General features: G+C 63.0%; 16 protein-coding genes. 7 read left to right on the forward strand and 9 right to left on the reverse strand.

Translation table 11 applies throughout. The annotated features are described in order from the left end of the window. Nucleotides 1-3: 3 nt before the first annotated feature. The 5 genes from NL528_RS35915 to NL528_RS35935 all read right to left on the reverse strand — a co-directional run bounded on the left by NL528_RS35915 (nucleotide 4) and on the right by NL528_RS35935 (nucleotide 4,822). The gene (locus tag NL528_RS35915; RefSeq protein WP_309179103.1) at nucleotides 4-609 is read right to left on the reverse strand and encodes a K(+)-transporting ATPase subunit C; all 606 of its coding nucleotides are present in this window, start codon (nucleotides 607-609) and stop codon (nucleotides 4-6) included. 110 nt (nucleotides 610-719) lie between these two features. Then, nucleotides 720-2,831, reverse strand: a complete 2,112-nt coding sequence (gene kdpB / locus NL528_RS35920; protein WP_309179104.1) for a potassium-transporting ATPase subunit KdpB — start codon at nucleotides 2,829-2,831, stop codon at nucleotides 720-722. 25 nt (nucleotides 2,832-2,856) lie between these two features. Beyond that, nucleotides 2,857-4,560, reverse strand: coding sequence for a potassium-transporting ATPase subunit KdpA (gene kdpA / locus NL528_RS35925; RefSeq protein ID WP_309179105.1), 1,704 nt, complete (start codon nucleotides 4,558-4,560; stop codon nucleotides 2,857-2,859). Between the two features lie 37 nt (nucleotides 4,561-4,597). After that, nucleotides 4,598-4,687 carry a K(+)-transporting ATPase subunit F gene (locus NL528_RS35930; protein ID WP_016846764.1) on the reverse strand — a complete coding sequence of 30 codons (90 nt, stop codon included), beginning with the start codon at nucleotides 4,685-4,687 and terminating at the stop codon, nucleotides 4,598-4,600. 12 nt (nucleotides 4,688-4,699) lie between these two features. Further along, nucleotides 4,700-4,822, reverse strand: coding sequence for a hypothetical protein (locus NL528_RS35935; protein WP_309179106.1), 123 nt, complete (start codon nucleotides 4,820-4,822; stop codon nucleotides 4,700-4,702). 361 nt (nucleotides 4,823-5,183) lie between these two features. Here NL528_RS35935 and NL528_RS35940 point away from each other — a divergent pair, with 361 nt between their 5' ends. From NL528_RS35940 to dapA, 5 genes are all read left to right on the forward strand, one after another. Further along, a complete protein-coding gene (locus NL528_RS35940; protein WP_309179107.1) occupies nucleotides 5,184-5,651 on the forward strand; it encodes a hypothetical protein in 468 nt (155 codons plus the stop codon). 41 nt (nucleotides 5,652-5,692) lie between these two features. Continuing rightward, nucleotides 5,693-5,971, forward strand: coding sequence for a hypothetical protein (locus NL528_RS35945; protein WP_309179108.1), 279 nt, complete (start codon nucleotides 5,693-5,695; stop codon nucleotides 5,969-5,971). 113 nt (nucleotides 5,972-6,084) lie between these two features. Then, the gene (locus tag NL528_RS35950) at nucleotides 6,085-6,363 is read left to right on the forward strand and encodes a hypothetical protein (RefSeq protein WP_309179110.1); all 279 of its coding nucleotides are present in this window, start codon (nucleotides 6,085-6,087) and stop codon (nucleotides 6,361-6,363) included. Between the two features lie 34 nt (nucleotides 6,364-6,397). Then, on the forward strand, nucleotides 6,398-6,841 hold the full coding sequence (locus NL528_RS35955) for a hypothetical protein (protein WP_309179111.1): 444 nt from the start codon (nucleotides 6,398-6,400) through the stop codon (nucleotides 6,839-6,841). Between the two features lie 7 nt (nucleotides 6,842-6,848). Continuing rightward, nucleotides 6,849-7,829 (forward strand): 4-hydroxy-tetrahydrodipicolinate synthase, encoded by a 981-nt coding sequence (gene dapA, locus NL528_RS35960; RefSeq protein WP_309179112.1) that lies wholly within the window; start codon nucleotides 6,849-6,851, stop codon nucleotides 7,827-7,829. Between the two features lie 399 nt (nucleotides 7,830-8,228). Here dapA and NL528_RS35965 read toward each other — a convergent pair whose 3' ends face one another. Then, complete coding sequence (locus NL528_RS35965) at nucleotides 8,229-8,543, reverse strand: hypothetical protein (RefSeq protein ID WP_309179113.1); 315 nt, start codon at nucleotides 8,541-8,543, stop codon at nucleotides 8,229-8,231. Nucleotides 8,544-8,767: 224 nt separating this feature from the next. Here NL528_RS35965 and NL528_RS35970 point away from each other — a divergent pair, with 224 nt between their 5' ends. Together NL528_RS35970 and NL528_RS35975 are read left to right on the forward strand one after the other, a co-directional pair. Next, entirely contained in the window at nucleotides 8,768-9,253 is a 486-nt protein-coding gene (locus tag NL528_RS35970) for a hypothetical protein (protein ID WP_309179115.1), read from the forward strand. 34 nt (nucleotides 9,254-9,287) lie between these two features. Beyond that, a complete protein-coding gene (locus NL528_RS35975; protein ID WP_309179118.1) occupies nucleotides 9,288-9,500 on the forward strand; it encodes a hypothetical protein in 213 nt (70 codons plus the stop codon). 16 nt (nucleotides 9,501-9,516) lie between these two features. Here the strand turns inward: NL528_RS35975 and fdhF are convergent, their stop codons facing one another. The 3 genes from fdhF to NL528_RS35990 all read right to left on the reverse strand — a co-directional run bounded on the left by fdhF (nucleotide 9,517) and on the right by NL528_RS35990 (nucleotide 14,426). Further along, complete coding sequence (fdhF, locus tag NL528_RS35980) at nucleotides 9,517-12,282, reverse strand: formate dehydrogenase subunit alpha (protein WP_309179119.1); 2,766 nt, start codon at nucleotides 12,280-12,282, stop codon at nucleotides 9,517-9,519. After that, complete coding sequence (locus NL528_RS35985; protein ID WP_309179120.1) at nucleotides 12,279-13,982, reverse strand: NADH-ubiquinone oxidoreductase-F iron-sulfur binding region domain-containing protein; 1,704 nt, start codon at nucleotides 13,980-13,982, stop codon at nucleotides 12,279-12,281. Before NL528_RS35985 ends, fdhF begins: the two co-directional genes overlap by 4 nt. Nucleotides 13,983-14,135: 153 nt before the next feature. Then, nucleotides 14,136-14,426: a hypothetical protein gene (locus NL528_RS35990; protein ID WP_309179121.1), complete on the reverse strand. Its 291-nt coding sequence runs from the start codon at nucleotides 14,424-14,426 to the stop codon at nucleotides 14,136-14,138. Nucleotides 14,427-14,451 lie beyond the last annotated feature (25 nt).

Genomic DNA, 14,451 nt, shown 5'->3' on the forward strand with positions numbered 1-14,451 from the left:
GCGCTACTTCGTCGCGGCACGGTCAAGGGCCAGATTCAGCGCCAATACGTTAACGCGGGGTTCGCCAAGCAGCCCGACGAGGCGGCCCTCGGTGCTCATCACGACCAACTGGCGGACCAGGTCTTCCGGCATGTTCCGGGCCTTCGCGACACGGGGCACCTGGAACAGCGCGGCTTCCGGCGAGATGTCGGGATCGAGGCCGCTGCCGGACGTGGTGACGAGATCAACCGGCACCGCGGCGGACGGGTTTTCCGCCTTCAGCTTCTCGACGTCTTCCTTGACCCGGTCGTTCAGCGCCTTGCTGGTCGGGCCGAGGTTGGAGCCGCCGGAATTGGCCGCATTATACGGCGCGGGAACGGTCTTGGTCGAATCGGCCGGGTCCGGCGCCGAGGTCGCCGAGGGCCGGCCGTGGAAATACTTGTCGTCCTTGAACTCCTGGCCGATCAGGGCGGAGCCAACCACCTTGCCGTCTTTCTCGATCAGGCTGCCCTGCGCTTGCTTCGGAAAGATCACGCCGGCAATCGCGGTCATGGCGAGGGGATAGGCAAGGCCCGTGATCAGCGTGAGCAGGACCAGGATGATGATGGCGGGACGGAATTCTCTTAACATAACCGTATCTCCTTAGTGACCGTCATTGCGAGCGAAGCGAAGCAATCCATGGAGCCGCAAAGAAAGAGTGGATTGCTTCGTCGCTTCGCTCCTCGCAATGACGCGTGTGGTTAGACCAGGTGCAAGGCCGCGACCACGAGGTCGATGGCCTTGATGCCGATGAAGGGAATGATGATGCCGCCGACGCCGTAGATCATCAGGTTACGGCGCAACAGCGCGCCGGCGCCGATGGCACGATAGGCCACGCCCTTTAGCGCCAGCGGAATCAGCCCAATGATGATCAGCGCGTTGAAGATGATCGCCGACAGGATCGCGCTCTGCGGGCTCGCCAGATGCATGATATTGAGCGCATCGAGCTGCGGATAGAACGCCAGGAAGATCGCCGGGATAATGGCGAAATATTTCGCCACGTCGTTGGCGATCGAGAAGGTGGTGAGTGCGCCGCGGGTCATCAGCAATTGCTTGCCGATCTCGACCACCTCGATCAGCTTGGTCGGGTTGGAATCGAGGTCGACCATGTTGCCGGCCTCGCGCGCGGCCTGCGTTCCCGTGTTCATGGCGACACCGACGTCGGCTTGCGCGAGCGCAGGCGCGTCGTTGGTGCCGTCGCCGCACATCGCCACCAATTTTCCCTTGGCCTGCTCGTCGCGAATGAGCTTCAGCTTGTCTTCGGGTGTCGCTTGCGCCAGGAAATCATCGACGCCGGCTTCGGCGGCAATCGCAGCCGCAGTCATCGGGTTGTCGCCGGTGATCATCACGGTGCGAATACCCATCCGGCGCAGTTCGGCAAATCGCTCGCGGATGCCGCCCTTGACGATATCCTTGAGCTGCACGACGCCAAGCAGACGTCCATCCTTGGCGACCGCGAGCGGGGTTCCGCCCGACTTGGCGATTTCGTCGGAAATCGCCTGGATCTCGCGCGCGACATCCGTCAGCCCCGCCGACTGGATCGCACGCACCGTGTTTCCTGACGCGACGATGTGGCTCCCGCCATTGACGTAATTCAGGATCGCATCGACCGCTCCCTTGCGGACCGACGACGCGCCGGCATCGACGCCGCTCATCCGGGTTTGCGCGGTGAACGGAACGAATGTGGCGTTGAGTTCCGCCATATCGCGGCTGCGGATACCGTATTTTTCCTTGGCCAGAACGACGATCGAGCGGCCTTCCGGGGTTTCGTCGGCGAGCGAGGCAAGTTGCGCCGCGTCCGCCAACTCCTGCTCGGTCACGCCGCGCACCGGGCGAAACGCCGTTGCCTGCCGGTTGCCCAGCGTAATAGTGCCGGTCTTGTCGAGCAGCAGGGTATCGACGTCGCCGGCGGCTTCCACCGCGCGGCCGGACATTGCCAGCACGTTGAAGCGCACCAGCCGGTCCATGCCGGCGATGCCGATCGCCGACAACAGCGCGCCGATGGTGGTCGGGATCAGCGTCACGAACAGCGCCACCAGCACGACAACGGAAATCGAGCCGCCGGCATAGGTCGCATAGCTCGGGATCGTCACGGTCGCGAACACGAAGATGATGGTGAGGCCCGCCAGCAGGATGTTGAGCGCGATCTCGTTCGGCGTCTTCTGCCGCTCGGCGCCTTCCACCAGCTTGATCATGCGGTCGATGAAGGTCGAGCCCTGTGCCGCGGTGATGCGGACCCGGATCCAGTCGGACAATACCTGCGTGCCGCCGGTGACCGCCGAGCGGTCGCCGCCGGATTCGCGGATCACGGGCGCGGATTCGCCGGTGATGGCGGCTTCGTTGACGGAAGCGACGCCTTCGATCACCTCGCCGTCGGACGGAATATTGTCGCCGGCCTCGACCAGCACGATGTCGCCGACCTTGAGGCTGGTACCGGAGATCAGACGAAAGGTCTTGTCGGAACCGGTCAGCAACTTGGCCTGACTCTCGGTGCGGGTCTTCCGCAGCGACTCCGCCTGCGCCTTGCCGCGGCCTTCGGCAACGGCTTCGGCGAAATTGGCGAACAGGACCGTGAACCACAGCCACAGAATGATCTGGAAGGTGAAGCCGAGGCTTGCGCCGCCCGTCGCCAGATCGCGAACGAAGATCACCGTGGTCAGCGCGGCCACGGTCTCGACCACGAACATCACGGGGTTCTTGATCATCAGCCGCGGGTCGAGCTTGACGAAGGCCGAGCGGATCGCAGGCACCACGATTTTGGGATCGAGCATTGCCGAGGCCGTCGCCTTTTTCTGCAGTTTCATGGTTTCCATGGGCGTAACTCCGAAATGCGTTCGATCAGAACAGGGTATTGGCGTTGCCAGCGAGGTGCTCGACGATCGGCCCGAGCGCCAGCGCCGGGAAGAAAGTTAGACCGCCGATGATCAGGATCACGCCGACGACCAGGCCGACGAACAGGCCGCCCGTGGTCGGCAAGGTGCCGGCCGAGGGCGGGATCGATTTCTTGTTGGCGAGCGAGCCCGCCAGCGCCATCGCCGGCACGATCATGAAGAAGCGGCCGACGAACATCGAACAGGCGAGCGTCAGATTGTAGAAGAAGGTGTTGCCGGTCAGGCCCCCAAAGGCCGAGCCGTTGTTCCCGGTCGCCGAAGTATAGGCATAGAGCACCTCGGTGAACCCATGCGGGCCGGAATTGGCCATCGATGCGACCGCCGACGGCAGCACCACAGCCACCGAGGTCCAGCCCAGATACATCAGCGGCAACACCAGGATGGCGAGCATTGCCATCTTGACCTCGCGCGCCTCGATCTTCTTGCCGACATATTCCGGCGTGCGGCCGACCATCAGGCCGGCGACGAAGATCGCCAACACGACGAACAGCAGCATGCCGTAAAGGCCGGCGCCGACGCCGCCGACGATGATTTCGCCGAGCTGCATGTTGATCAGCGGGATCATGCCGCCGAGCGCGGTAAATGAGTCATGCATGGCGTTGACCGCGCCGCAGGACGCCGCCGTGGTGATCACGGCGAACAGCGAGGACGCGACGATGCCGAAGCGGACTTCCTTGCCTTCCATATTGCCGCCGGTCAGGCCGAGCGCGCTCAGCGCCGAGGTGCCGTTGGCTTCGGCCCAATAGGTGACGGCGACGCCTGACAGGAACAGCACGCCCATCACGGCCAGAATCACCCAGCCCTGGCGCTGGTTGCCGACCATGCGGCCGAACACGTTGGTCAGGGAGGCGCCGAGCGCGAAGATCGAAATCATCTGCACGAAGTTCGACAGCGCCGTCGGGTTTTCGAAGGGGTGCGCGGCGTTGGCGTTGAAGAAGCCGCCGCCATTGGTGCCCAGCATCTTGATCGCGACCTGCGAGGCGACCGGGCCGACCGCGATGGTCTGCTTGGCGCCTTCCAGTGTGGTGGCGTCGACATAGGCGCCAAGCGTCTGCGGCATGCCCTGCGAGACCAGGAACAGCGTGTAGACAATACAGATCGGCAGCAGCACATAGAGGGTGCAGCGCGTCACGTCGACCCAGAAATTGCCGATGGTGCGCATCGAGGAGCGCGAGAAGCCGCGGATCAGTGCCACCGCCAGCGCGATGCCGGTCGCAGCCGAGAGGAAGTTCTGATGCGTCAGGCCGAGCATCTGCACCAGATAGGACAGCGTGCTCTCGCCGCCGTAGTTCTGCCAGTTGGTATTGGTGATGAAGGAGATCGCGGTATTGAACGACAGATCCTGCGCGACGGCGGATTGTTCGGCCGGATTGAACGGCAGCAGCGCCTGCAGCCGCATCAGACCGTAGATGATCAGGAAGCCGCCGACATGGAACAGCAGCATCGCGACCGTATAGGTCAGCCAATGCTGCTCGCGCTTCTCATCGACGCCGCCGATCCAGTACAGGGAGGCCTCGACCGGCCGCAGGATCGGAGACAGGAACGTGCGCTCGCCGTTGAAGACGCGCGTCATGTACCAGCCGAGCGGTTTCACCAGCGCGACCACGATCGCGCAGTACAGAAGAATTTGAATCCAGCCGATGACGGTCATGGGATTGCCTTTTGGGGAATTGCCGTTGGATGCAGGTTCAGAAGCGCTCGGGGCGCAGCAGCGCGTAGGTCAGGTAGAACAGCAGACCCAGCGAAACGAGACCGGCGAGCGAGTAATCGAAAATCATGGCTCTCTCCTCTCACAACCGTTCGCAGGCGTAGGCGTAGCCTATGCCCGCCGCGAAAAAGCCGAGGCCGAGCGCCAGCATGACGATGTCCAACATGGGATGCTCCTTTTCGCGCCTCGTATCCGTGCGCGGCAAGACGGTTTCAATCGCAAGACGGTTTCAATCGATTGAGCGGGATCTCTCCGCAACAATCCCGACCTTCGGTATCAGGCTGTGAGGTGCCACTTCAGGTGTATGATTTCGAGGCGGCCGCACGCTGAGTTTTATAGGAATTCCATAAAGACGCGATTTTCCCGAACACGGGCGGTCACATTCGCAAGTTAACCTAGTCGCCGACGAAATCGTGGTCTTGCACGTAGCGTCGCTTTTTGTCGAAATACGCGCTTATGAAATTCCTATATCTCAGCCTTCCATTCCCTCTCGTTTTCAAATGACTTCTTGGCCATTTTGGCAGCGTGGCCAGCACCTTTGGCTGCGCCCTGAACGAGATGACGTCATGCCGCTGCTTTCAGAACATCAAAATCCCGGCGAACTGGTCGACCGGCTTCGCGACGCCGGTGCGGTGACGGCCGCGTTGATGTCGGAGATCATCAGCAAAATCTGCCGCCGCTTTCCCTCCCAGGGACAGACCGCCAAGACCGCGCACGTCGAGCGGCTGATTCAATCCGGCGGCTGGACCGATGCGGCGCTGGCGCTGATCGATCTCGAACTGCCGCAATGGCAGGTTCGCCGCATCGCCTATGATGAAGGCGAATGGTATTGCGCACTGTCGCGCGAGCGCGAGCTGCCGGACTGGCTCGATCAATCGGTCGAGGCCCGACACGCCGACCTGGCGCTCGCGATATTGAGCGCATTCGTCGAGGTCGAGCGCATCAGCGCGCCCTCGATCCGGACCAGCGTTCCTGCCGTGACGCGGGACACGAACCAGCTCTACGAGCCGGTCTGCAGCGATAATTTCGCGTAAGGCCGCGAGTTGTTGCCTCTGCGGCTTCCGGATTTACGCGCGTGATACGGCTGTCAAATTACCCGCGAAAACTGCGATCGGCCCAGGTGTTGATCCGGTTTGGCATGCGGATGTTCATCCTGGTGATTTTCGCGATGTTCGGCGGCATCGGCTTCGGCAGGAGCCTGGCCGCCTTGCTGTGGATGTCCACCATCCTCAGCGCCTGCATCGCCGTCATCCGGCGCGAGCTTCCACTCGATGCCGAACTCAATCAGTGGGATGAAACGGTGACCTATGCCGCCATTTGCATGCTGGTCAACGGCCTCAACCAATCGCTTTAACGGCGCCTGGCTTATGCGGCTCCTATGAGATCGCCGCCTTGTCACGCTCGATTTCATATCCGGCGGGAAACATATTGGGCGCGCACTACCCCATCTCTGGAAGGAATACCAACGTGAAACTCGCCGAACCTCCCTCGTGTAGTTCTCCGTCTGCAATCGTCTTCATCGGCAGGAACAGGCGCGGCAACTGGGTCGCCCAGGAACAGAACGGCCTTTATGGCGGGCTGTTCGTCAACCGCGCGCAAGCCGTCAAATACGCGCTGTTCGAGAACGGCCACCATCCCGAAACCATCGTCGAACTGGCACTCGAAATCGAACTCGACATGGGCGGCACGCCCGCTTCCGGTCCCGCATCGCAGGTCGCCGGCGCCACAGCCCGGCACGTCGCGTAACAGGCCGGACAGACTTCCCCACAAGGAGAGCAAGATGGGTCAGCCTCATTCCGATTCGAACCGGGAGCAGGTCGTCGATACCATGATCGGGCTCACGCGCTTGACCATCCTGCATCGCGCCATTGTTGCCGGCAGCGGCAGCCTGGAACTGTATGTTGCGCTGCGCCGGCGCGGTTTCATGCGGGTAGCCACCACCACGACGTGCCGGATCCCGAAAGGCCAGCACGCGGTCGGCCTGATCACGGGCCACAATTCCCTTCAGGCGATCGAAACCGCGCTTACCGGGATATCGCAATTCCTCGGCGCCAGTGCCGCCATCGCGGTCGTGATCGACTGCCACGAAACCGGCGCCGGCCTGCGAATCCGGGGCAAGCTCGAACAGATGGGGTTTCGGATCGAGGCCGGTGTCAGGTGCCAGCAGGGCTTCGTGCTTTCAGCCGTTCGGCAAGGCTTTGGCGAGATGCAAAACGCGGCGTAAAATCCCAATGATCGCATCTTCAAATCCAGCCACATGGCTGGCGGGCTACATACCCGATATTCCCACCCCCTTCGATGAAACGGGTGCAGTCGATCTGGCGGTATTCGCAAAGCTTTGCGAGCGCCAGATTGAAGCCGGCGTCACCGCGATCCTGGTCAGCGAAACCGGCGGCGAAAGCTCCACGCTGACGCCAGCCGAACAGGAAAGCATCATCCGCGCCGCCGTCGAAGTGGCGCGAGGCCGTGTCCGCGTCATCGCCGGAGCCGGATCCAATTCGACCAGTCAGGCGATCGAGCTGACACAGCGCGCCGAAGCGGCCGGTGCCGATGCGGTGCTTTCGGTCGTGCCGTATTACAACAAGCCGATGCAGGCCGGAATTCACGCGCACTTCCGGGCGATTGCGATCTCGACCGGGCTGCCCATCATCCTGCACGACGTTCCAGCCCGGACCATGCGCGAATTGGCCGACGACACGCTGTTGCGGCTGGCCGAATCGAGGCGCTTCATCGGATTGAAGGACGGCGCCGGCGACATCGTGCGGCTGCTGCGCTTGCGGCCACAGCTGCCGGCAGGATTTCGACTGTTGTCTGGGGACGACGCAACGGCGCTGGCGTTCGTTGCCAATGGCGGGGACGGTTGCCTATCCCTGATATCGAACGTCGCGCCGGAACTGTGCCAGGCCATCTTTTCTAACTGCAGGCAGGAGCGGCTACAGACCGCGCGATACCTGCAGAACCGGCTGGCGCCGCTGGCGGCCGCTCTCGCCAGGGAAAGCCCGGCCGCCCTGAAATACGCGCTCTGCCTGCTCGGCTTCATGTCTCCGGCGACCCGCCTGCCCCTCGTTGAACTTGGCGAGCCCGCAAAGGCGGAGGTCGCCGGCGCGATCGCGCAGATCGGCGATGAGGATATCGCATGTCCGGTCGAAAGCTGGCCCACACCGCGCGCTTGCGAGGATTCCGTCGCTGCAGGGCAGGCCCAACCCGGATGAGCCCAGCCGCTCACGGAAGCCAGCGGCACGCCAGAACGCTACGCGCCTGGCATCTGGCGATCCTGCGGTATGCCGTGACGCTGCGATCCTGCGACAATGCTTCGCACGGATCGACGACGACCGCCTGCGACGGGTAGTTGCGGCAGCGGTCTACATCGGCCAGGGGCTTTCCGCCCGCGGCCGCGTTGGGGCACGGGTGGCGCGCGACCGTATCAAGGGCTCACGCGCCGCCGGCTGATGCACGATCCAGCAAGTGCTTCTCCCGCCATTTCGGCCCGGGACCGCGCATATAGTGTTGCTCGGGATGGTAACGCTTGACCGGCCCATCCCAGGATGGGCCGAAGAACGTCACCAATGATCTGAGGGCGCCGCGAACAAGGGCGACAAGAGCCGCCGAACTCATCGCGAACGCTCCGTCGACCCGGAATGGCGCGCCACCCAATCGTTGGTGTCCCGGTCGAAGCGAATGCCGCGCAGTTCGAGTTCGCGCTGCATGCGGCGTACCTTCGAATTGGCGATGGCCTCGATCATGTTCCTCAGGAAGCCGTTGACGCGGCTTAAGGCGTTGCGCATCCGGACGCGGTCGCGTTTCGTCTGCGATCGGGCAAACCGGTAGTCGCCCGATGAATCGCGCCGGCTGATGAGATACGACCGATAGTCATCGTCGTAGGTCACATCGCGGAATTTATCGTCGCCAGTGAGCAAGTGAGCCATGGTAGATCTCCACCGTCCGCCCGCATTGCGGGCGCCTGGTGCCAAGATGCGGACGATCGCATAGGAAATCGAGGCGATCTTCTGCCTCCTCCCATAAGGGCGGCATAAACATCTCCGACGGCGTCAATTCCTATATTTCTCCTATTATATGCACGATCGACCCGTCTCGCATTCCTACGGCATTGCCTGCACATCATGGCCGTTAGATTCGCAAGGAGGCCGCGATGGGTGCGATCAGTTTCCATACCGCGTACCCCGCTGCGGGACGGCCTCGGGCCGTGCTGGCTGCTGTGCGCAAAACGATCGACAGGTTTGTCAGTTGCCAGATGCAGCATGCGGCAGCGGAGGCCGAATACGCCCGCACGCCGCCGGGCGACGAGCCCGCGAGCGTCAATACGCAATTTCAGCCACTCGATTCCAGCATCGTCAGCGAGGCAATTCCGGGGTTCTTCATCGGCCGTAACAAGGAAGGCTTCTGGGTTGCCCGGGACGCGAAGGGAAGAATCGGCGGGCTTTTCCTGTTCAAGAACTCTGCGCTGTCCTTTGCACGGAACAACAGCCGGCCGACGGGATGCGCGACGATATTCCCTTCTCATCGGTTCGAGCTCGACCTGGAAAACAACGGCAATGCGCTGGTCCCGCATCTTGAATCGATAAAGCGCCTCGTGACGCGCCATCTGCAGAGAATGGCAGCCTCGATCGGCGGATAAGCCCGGCGCGCTACAACGGTGAAGGATTCCTGACATGACGATGCTGGCGCACACCGGCGGCCCATTCAAACCGGCCCGCTATTCATCGGGTGGGCGTGACATCACCGGAACGGGTACGGCGAACGCTCGTCTGGCGATGATAAAGCGGCTCAGCAAGTTCGCGCTTGCCGTCCTGACGGTCGGAGGTGCCCTCGCCGGTATCATCGCGCTAAAGGCCGCGATCTTTCTTTCGCGCTTGAACTTTTGACGCCGGCCGGTCGCGGCTATTCGGCCGCGGAGCGGATCTCGGCCTTCTCCGCGCGCACGGCGCAGAACTTGAATTCCGGGATCTTGCCGAACGGATCGAGCGCCGGATTGGTCAACAGGTTCGCCGCCGCCTCCGCGTAGCAGAACGGCATGAACACCATGTTTTCCGGCACGTCGCGGTCGGAGCGAACCTTGACCTCGACGGCGCCGCGGCGGGTCTCCAGCCGGATGAAATCGCCGGGCCAGACGCTTAAGCGCCGCATATCCTTTGGCGACATGAACGCCACAGCCTCAGGCTCGATCTGGTCGAGCACCTGGGAGCGCCGGGTCATCGAGCCGGTATGCCAATGTTCCAGCACGCGGCCGGTGGAGAGCACCATCGGATATTCGTCGTCGGGAATCTCGTCCGGCGCGACCACCCGCGCCGGCACGATCTTGCCGCGGCCGCTTTCGGTCGGGAAACCGGTGGTGAAGATGATCTCGTTGCCGGGCTGATCGGGATCGTCGACCGGATAGGTCACCGCGCCCTCGCGCACCATCCGTTCCCAGGTGATGTTGTTCAGCGACGGCATCACCTGCGTCATCTCGGTGAACACTTCCGCCGGTCCAGCGTAGTTCCAGGGCAGCCCCATCCGCTTGGCGATTTCCTGGATGATCCAGAGATCCTGCTTTGCGTCGCCTGGCGGCTTGATCACTTCGCGCGCGAGCTGCACGCGGCGATCGGTGTTGGTGAAGGTGCCGGATTTTTCCGCGAACGCCGAGGCCGGCAGGATCACGTCGGCGTGGAACGCGGTTTCGGTGACGAACAGATCCTGCACCACCAGATGCTCGAGTTTGGCCAGTGCCTCGCGGGCGTGCTGCAGATCGGGGTCCGACATCGCCGGGTTTTCGCCCTCGATATACATGCCGGTGATTTCGCCAGCGTGGATCGCGTTCATGATCTCGACGACCGTCAAGCCGCGAACCGGATCGAGGTCCTGATGCCAGAGTTTTTCGAAGGGCTCGCGCAGATCGGTGCGGCCGACCGGCTGATAGTCCGGCAGGAACATCGGGATCAGGCCGGCGTCGGAGGCGCCCTGCACGTTGTTCTGGCCGCGCAGCGGATGCAGGCCGGTGCCGGGACGGCCGACCTGCCCGGTGATCAGGGCCAGCGCGATCAGGCAGCGCGCGTTGTCGGTGCCGTGGACGTGCTGGCTGATGCCCATGCCCCAGAAGATGATGGAAGCGCGCGAGCGCGCATACATCCGCGCCACCTCGCGGATCGTTTCCGCCGGGATGCCGCAGATCGGCTCCATCTTCTCCGGCGCGAACTCCTTGATGCGCTCCTTGAGTTCGTCATAGCCTTCGGTATAGCCGGCGATATATTGCTCGTCGGTCAGGCCTTCGGTGATGATGGTGTGGATCATCGCATTCAGGATCGCGACGTCGCTGCCGGCCTTGAACGCCAGATGCTTGGTGGCGTGACGCGACAGCGATTGCCCGCGCGGGTCCATCACGATCAGCTTGGCGCCCTTTTTCGCCGCGTTCTTGATGAAGGTCGCCGCCACCGGATGGTTCACGGTCGGATTGGCGCCGATCACGATGATGACTTCGGCATCCATCGCCGCCGAGAACGGCGCCGACACCGCGCCGGAATTCAGGCCTTCCATCAGCGCCGCCACCGACGAGGCGTGGCACAGCCGGGTGCAGTGATCGACATTGTTGGAGCCAAAACCGGTGCGCACCAGTTTCTGGAACAGATAGGCTTCCTCGTTGGAGCCCTTGGCCGAACCGAAACCGGCCAGCGCCTTGACGCCCTTCTCATCCCGGATTTTCACGAGACCTTTTGCGGCGATGTCGAGCGCCTCTTCCCACGAGGCTTCGCGGAAATGCGTGAAGGGATTGGCGGGATCGACCTGGTCGTTGGAATCCTTTTTCGCATTCGGCAGCCGCACCAGCGGCTTGGTCAGGCGATGCGGGTGATGGATGTAGTCGAATCCGAAGCGGCCCTTGACGCAGAGCCGGTTGTGGTTGGCCGGGCCGTCGCGGCCTTCGGCGTAGATGATCTTCTCGTCCTTGACTTCGTAGGTGACCTGGCAGCCGACACCGCAGAACGGACACAGCGAGTCCACTTTCCGGTCCGCATAGGTGACGCGGGTCTGGTTCTCGTCCAGCATCACTGAGGGCATCAGCGCGCCGGTCGGGCAGGCCTGCACGCATTCGCCGCAGGCGACACAGGTCGATTCACCCATGGGATCGTCGAAATCGAACACGATCTTGGATTCGTGACTGCGATAGGCCATGCCGATGACGTCGTTGACCTGCACCTCGCGGCAGGCGCGCACGCACAGGCCGCACTGAATGCAGCTATCGAGATTGACGCGCATGGCGGGATGGCTGGCATCGCCCTCCCAGCGCTGCGCCGCCGGAAACCGGCTCTCGGTCACCTCGACCTTTTCGGCCCAGTGCCAGAATTTCGATTCGGGATCGTGCGAGGTTGCGCGCGCCGGCTGATCGGCGACCAGCAATTCCATCACCATCTTCTGCGCTGCGACCGCGCGCGCGCTTTCGGTCTTCACCTTCATGCCGACGCTCGGCGTGCGCTTGCAGGAGGCCGCCAGCACGCGCTCGCCTTCGATCTCCACCATGCAGGCGCGGCAATTGCCGTCGGGTCGGTAGTCCGGTTCGGGCGAGTAGCACAGATGCGGGATCTCGCGGCCCTGGCGGTGTGCCACCTGCCAGATAGTTTCGCCGGCATTGGCCTCGACCTGCTTGCCGTCGAGTTCGAACTGAATCTTTGTCATTCCGCAGCGTCCTTGAACTCGTCTGGGAAGTATTTAATCACGGAAGTCAGCGGATTCGAGGCCGCCTGGCCGAGCCCACAAATCGACGCATCGCGCATTGCCTGGCCCAATTCGTCGAGCAATTCGCGGTTCCACACCGGCCGCTGCATCAGGATCGCGGCCTTCTGGGTGCCGACCCGGCAGGGCGTGCACTGACCGCAGCTCTCATCCTCGAAGAAGCGCATCAGGTTCAGCGCCGCACCCTTCACGCTGTCCTGCTCGGACAGGATGATGACCGCGGCGGAGCCGATGAAGCAGCCATATTTTTCCAGCGTGCCGAAATCGAGCGGGATGTCGTCCATCGCGGCCGGCAGGATGCCGCCGGACGCGCCGCCCGGCAGATAGGCGTGGAACTTATGTCCTTCCGCCATGCCGCCGCAGAACTCGTCGATCAGTTCGCGCACGGTGACGCCCGCGGGCGCGAGTTTCATGCCGGGGTTCTTGACGCGGCCCGACACCGAATAGCTGCGCAGGCCGTGACGGTCGTTGCGGCCGTGGCTCTTCCACCACTCCGCGCCCTTCTCGACGATGTCGCGCACCCACCACAGCGTCTCGATATTATTGATCAGCGTCGGCAGCCCGAACAGCCCGACCTGGAACGGATAGGGCGGCTTGTGCCGGGGCAGGCCGCGCTTGCCCTCGATGCTCTCCAGGAGCGACGATTCCTCGCCGCAGATATAGGCGCCGGCGCCGCGCCGCATATGCAGCACGGGACCGCCAGCCGGCAGCTTTGCAAGTTCGCGCTCGAGAATTTCCCGCGAGGCCGGATATTCGTCGCGCATATAAATGTAGATGTCGGTCGCTTCGACCACATGCGCGCCGATCAGCATGCCCTCAAGAAAGCGATGCGGATCGGTTTCGAGATAATAGCGGTCCTTGAAGGTGCCGGGCTCGCCCTCGTCGCCATTGACCGCCATCAGCCGCGGTCCGGGCTCGCCGAGCACCGCGCGCCATTTGCGTCCCGTCGGAAAACCTGCGCCGCCGAGCCCGCGCAGGCTCGCATCGTCGAGGGCTTTAAGCAGATCCTCTTTCGGTAATTCGCCGGAGCGCAGGCGCTTCAGCAGCGTGTAACCGCCGCCGGCGACATAGGCATCGTAGTCGACATATTTGGGCAGATGCGCGTGGGTCTCGCCGGCCTTGGCGGCGGCGAGCACATTGGCAACCGTGGCGTGATCGACAAAGTGATGACCGACTTCGGCCGCCGGCGCGGTGTCGCAGCGGCCGACACAGGGCGCGCGCACCACGCGAATGCCGGGACCAGCCTTGTTCTCCAATTCGTGCAGCAGTTTTTCCGCGCCCAGCATCGCGCAGGTCAGCGAGTCGCAGACGCGGATGGTCAGCGGCGCGACATCCGGCTCGCCTTCCTTCACGATGTCGAAATGCGCATAGAAGGTCGCGGTCTCGAACACTTCCGCGAATGCGAGCTTCATCTCGTCGGCAAGGGCTGCGAGATGCGCGGCGGAAATCTGATGATACTTGTCCTGGATCAGGTGCAGATGCTCGACCAGGAGATCGCGGCGCCGCGACCGGTCGCCGAGCAAAAGCTCGATCTCGTACGCCGCGGCCGGATCGACCTGGCGGCCCTTGGGGGTCGATTTGGCCCGCTTGCGTCCCTCGCCGGGATGCTCAAACGGACGGACTTTTTGCACGTCATGAACCATTGAAAACGTCTCGTTACTGCCTGTTCAGCCCGGCGACCTTAATCCGTGGCATGCCAGATGCCAAGAGAAATTATGGCGTCTGAATAAGCATTTAAGGGGCATGCAGCTTTGCTGTCATGCCCCTTCTGCAACACCGTCAGCGAACCGGCGCGATCAGGTCTTGCCCATGCAGTCTTCGATGTAGAACCAGCGGTCGTCGCCAACCAGTCCCTGCTTCTTCACCTCGCCACGGCAGGTCTTGAGCTTGCCCTTGTTGGCGCTCCACTTGGCCTTCATGTCCCTGAGCTTGTCGGCGGTCAGCTTCATCCTGGACGGCTTGGCCGTCGCAGGAGCAGCCGTGGTGGCGGCCGGCGCGGCTGCGGGCGTGGTGGTCTGGGCCGAAGCCGTATGGAGCGTGCCAGCGACAAGCAGCATGGCAGCGAGACAAGTTCCGGTGCGAAGCATTGGGAAATTCCCTTGGGTCAGTCGT

This window comes from Bradyrhizobium sp. Ash2021, from assembly GCF_031202265.1.
Classification (GTDB): domain Bacteria; phylum Pseudomonadota; class Alphaproteobacteria; order Rhizobiales; family Xanthobacteraceae; genus Bradyrhizobium.

Coding starts and splice junctions, on each gene's coding strand:
- NL528_RS35990 (WP_309179121.1), bottom strand. CDS start 14,426: ATGCTTCGCACCGGAACTTGTCTCGCTGCCATGCTGCTTGTCGCTGGC.
- fdhF (WP_309179119.1), bottom strand. CDS start 12,282: ATGACAAAGATTCAGTTCGAACTCGACGGCAAGCAGGTCGAGGCCAAT.
- NL528_RS35915 (WP_309179103.1), bottom strand. CDS start 609: ATGTTAAGAGAATTCCGTCCCGCCATCATCATCCTGGTCCTGCTCACG.
- NL528_RS35965 (WP_309179113.1), bottom strand. CDS start 8,543: ATGGCTCACTTGCTCACTGGCGACGATAAATTCCGCGATGTGACCTAC.
- NL528_RS35970 (WP_309179115.1), top strand. CDS start 8,768: ATGGGTGCGATCAGTTTCCATACCGCGTACCCCGCTGCGGGACGGCCT.
- kdpA (WP_309179105.1), bottom strand. CDS start 4,560: ATGACCGTCATCGGCTGGATTCAAATTCTTCTGTACTGCGCGATCGTG.
- NL528_RS35940 (WP_309179107.1), top strand. CDS start 5,184: ATGCCGCTGCTTTCAGAACATCAAAATCCCGGCGAACTGGTCGACCGG.
- NL528_RS35985 (WP_309179120.1), bottom strand. CDS start 13,982: ATGGTTCATGACGTGCAAAAAGTCCGTCCGTTTGAGCATCCCGGCGAG.
- NL528_RS35955 (WP_309179111.1), top strand. CDS start 6,398: ATGGGTCAGCCTCATTCCGATTCGAACCGGGAGCAGGTCGTCGATACC.
- NL528_RS35975 (WP_309179118.1), top strand. CDS start 9,288: ATGACGATGCTGGCGCACACCGGCGGCCCATTCAAACCGGCCCGCTAT.
- kdpB (WP_309179104.1), bottom strand. CDS start 2,831: ATGGAAACCATGAAACTGCAGAAAAAGGCGACGGCCTCGGCAATGCTC.
- NL528_RS35930 (WP_016846764.1), bottom strand. CDS start 4,687: ATGATTTTCGATTACTCGCTCGCCGGTCTCGTTTCGCTGGGTCTGCTG.
- dapA (WP_309179112.1), top strand. CDS start 6,849: ATGATCGCATCTTCAAATCCAGCCACATGGCTGGCGGGCTACATACCC.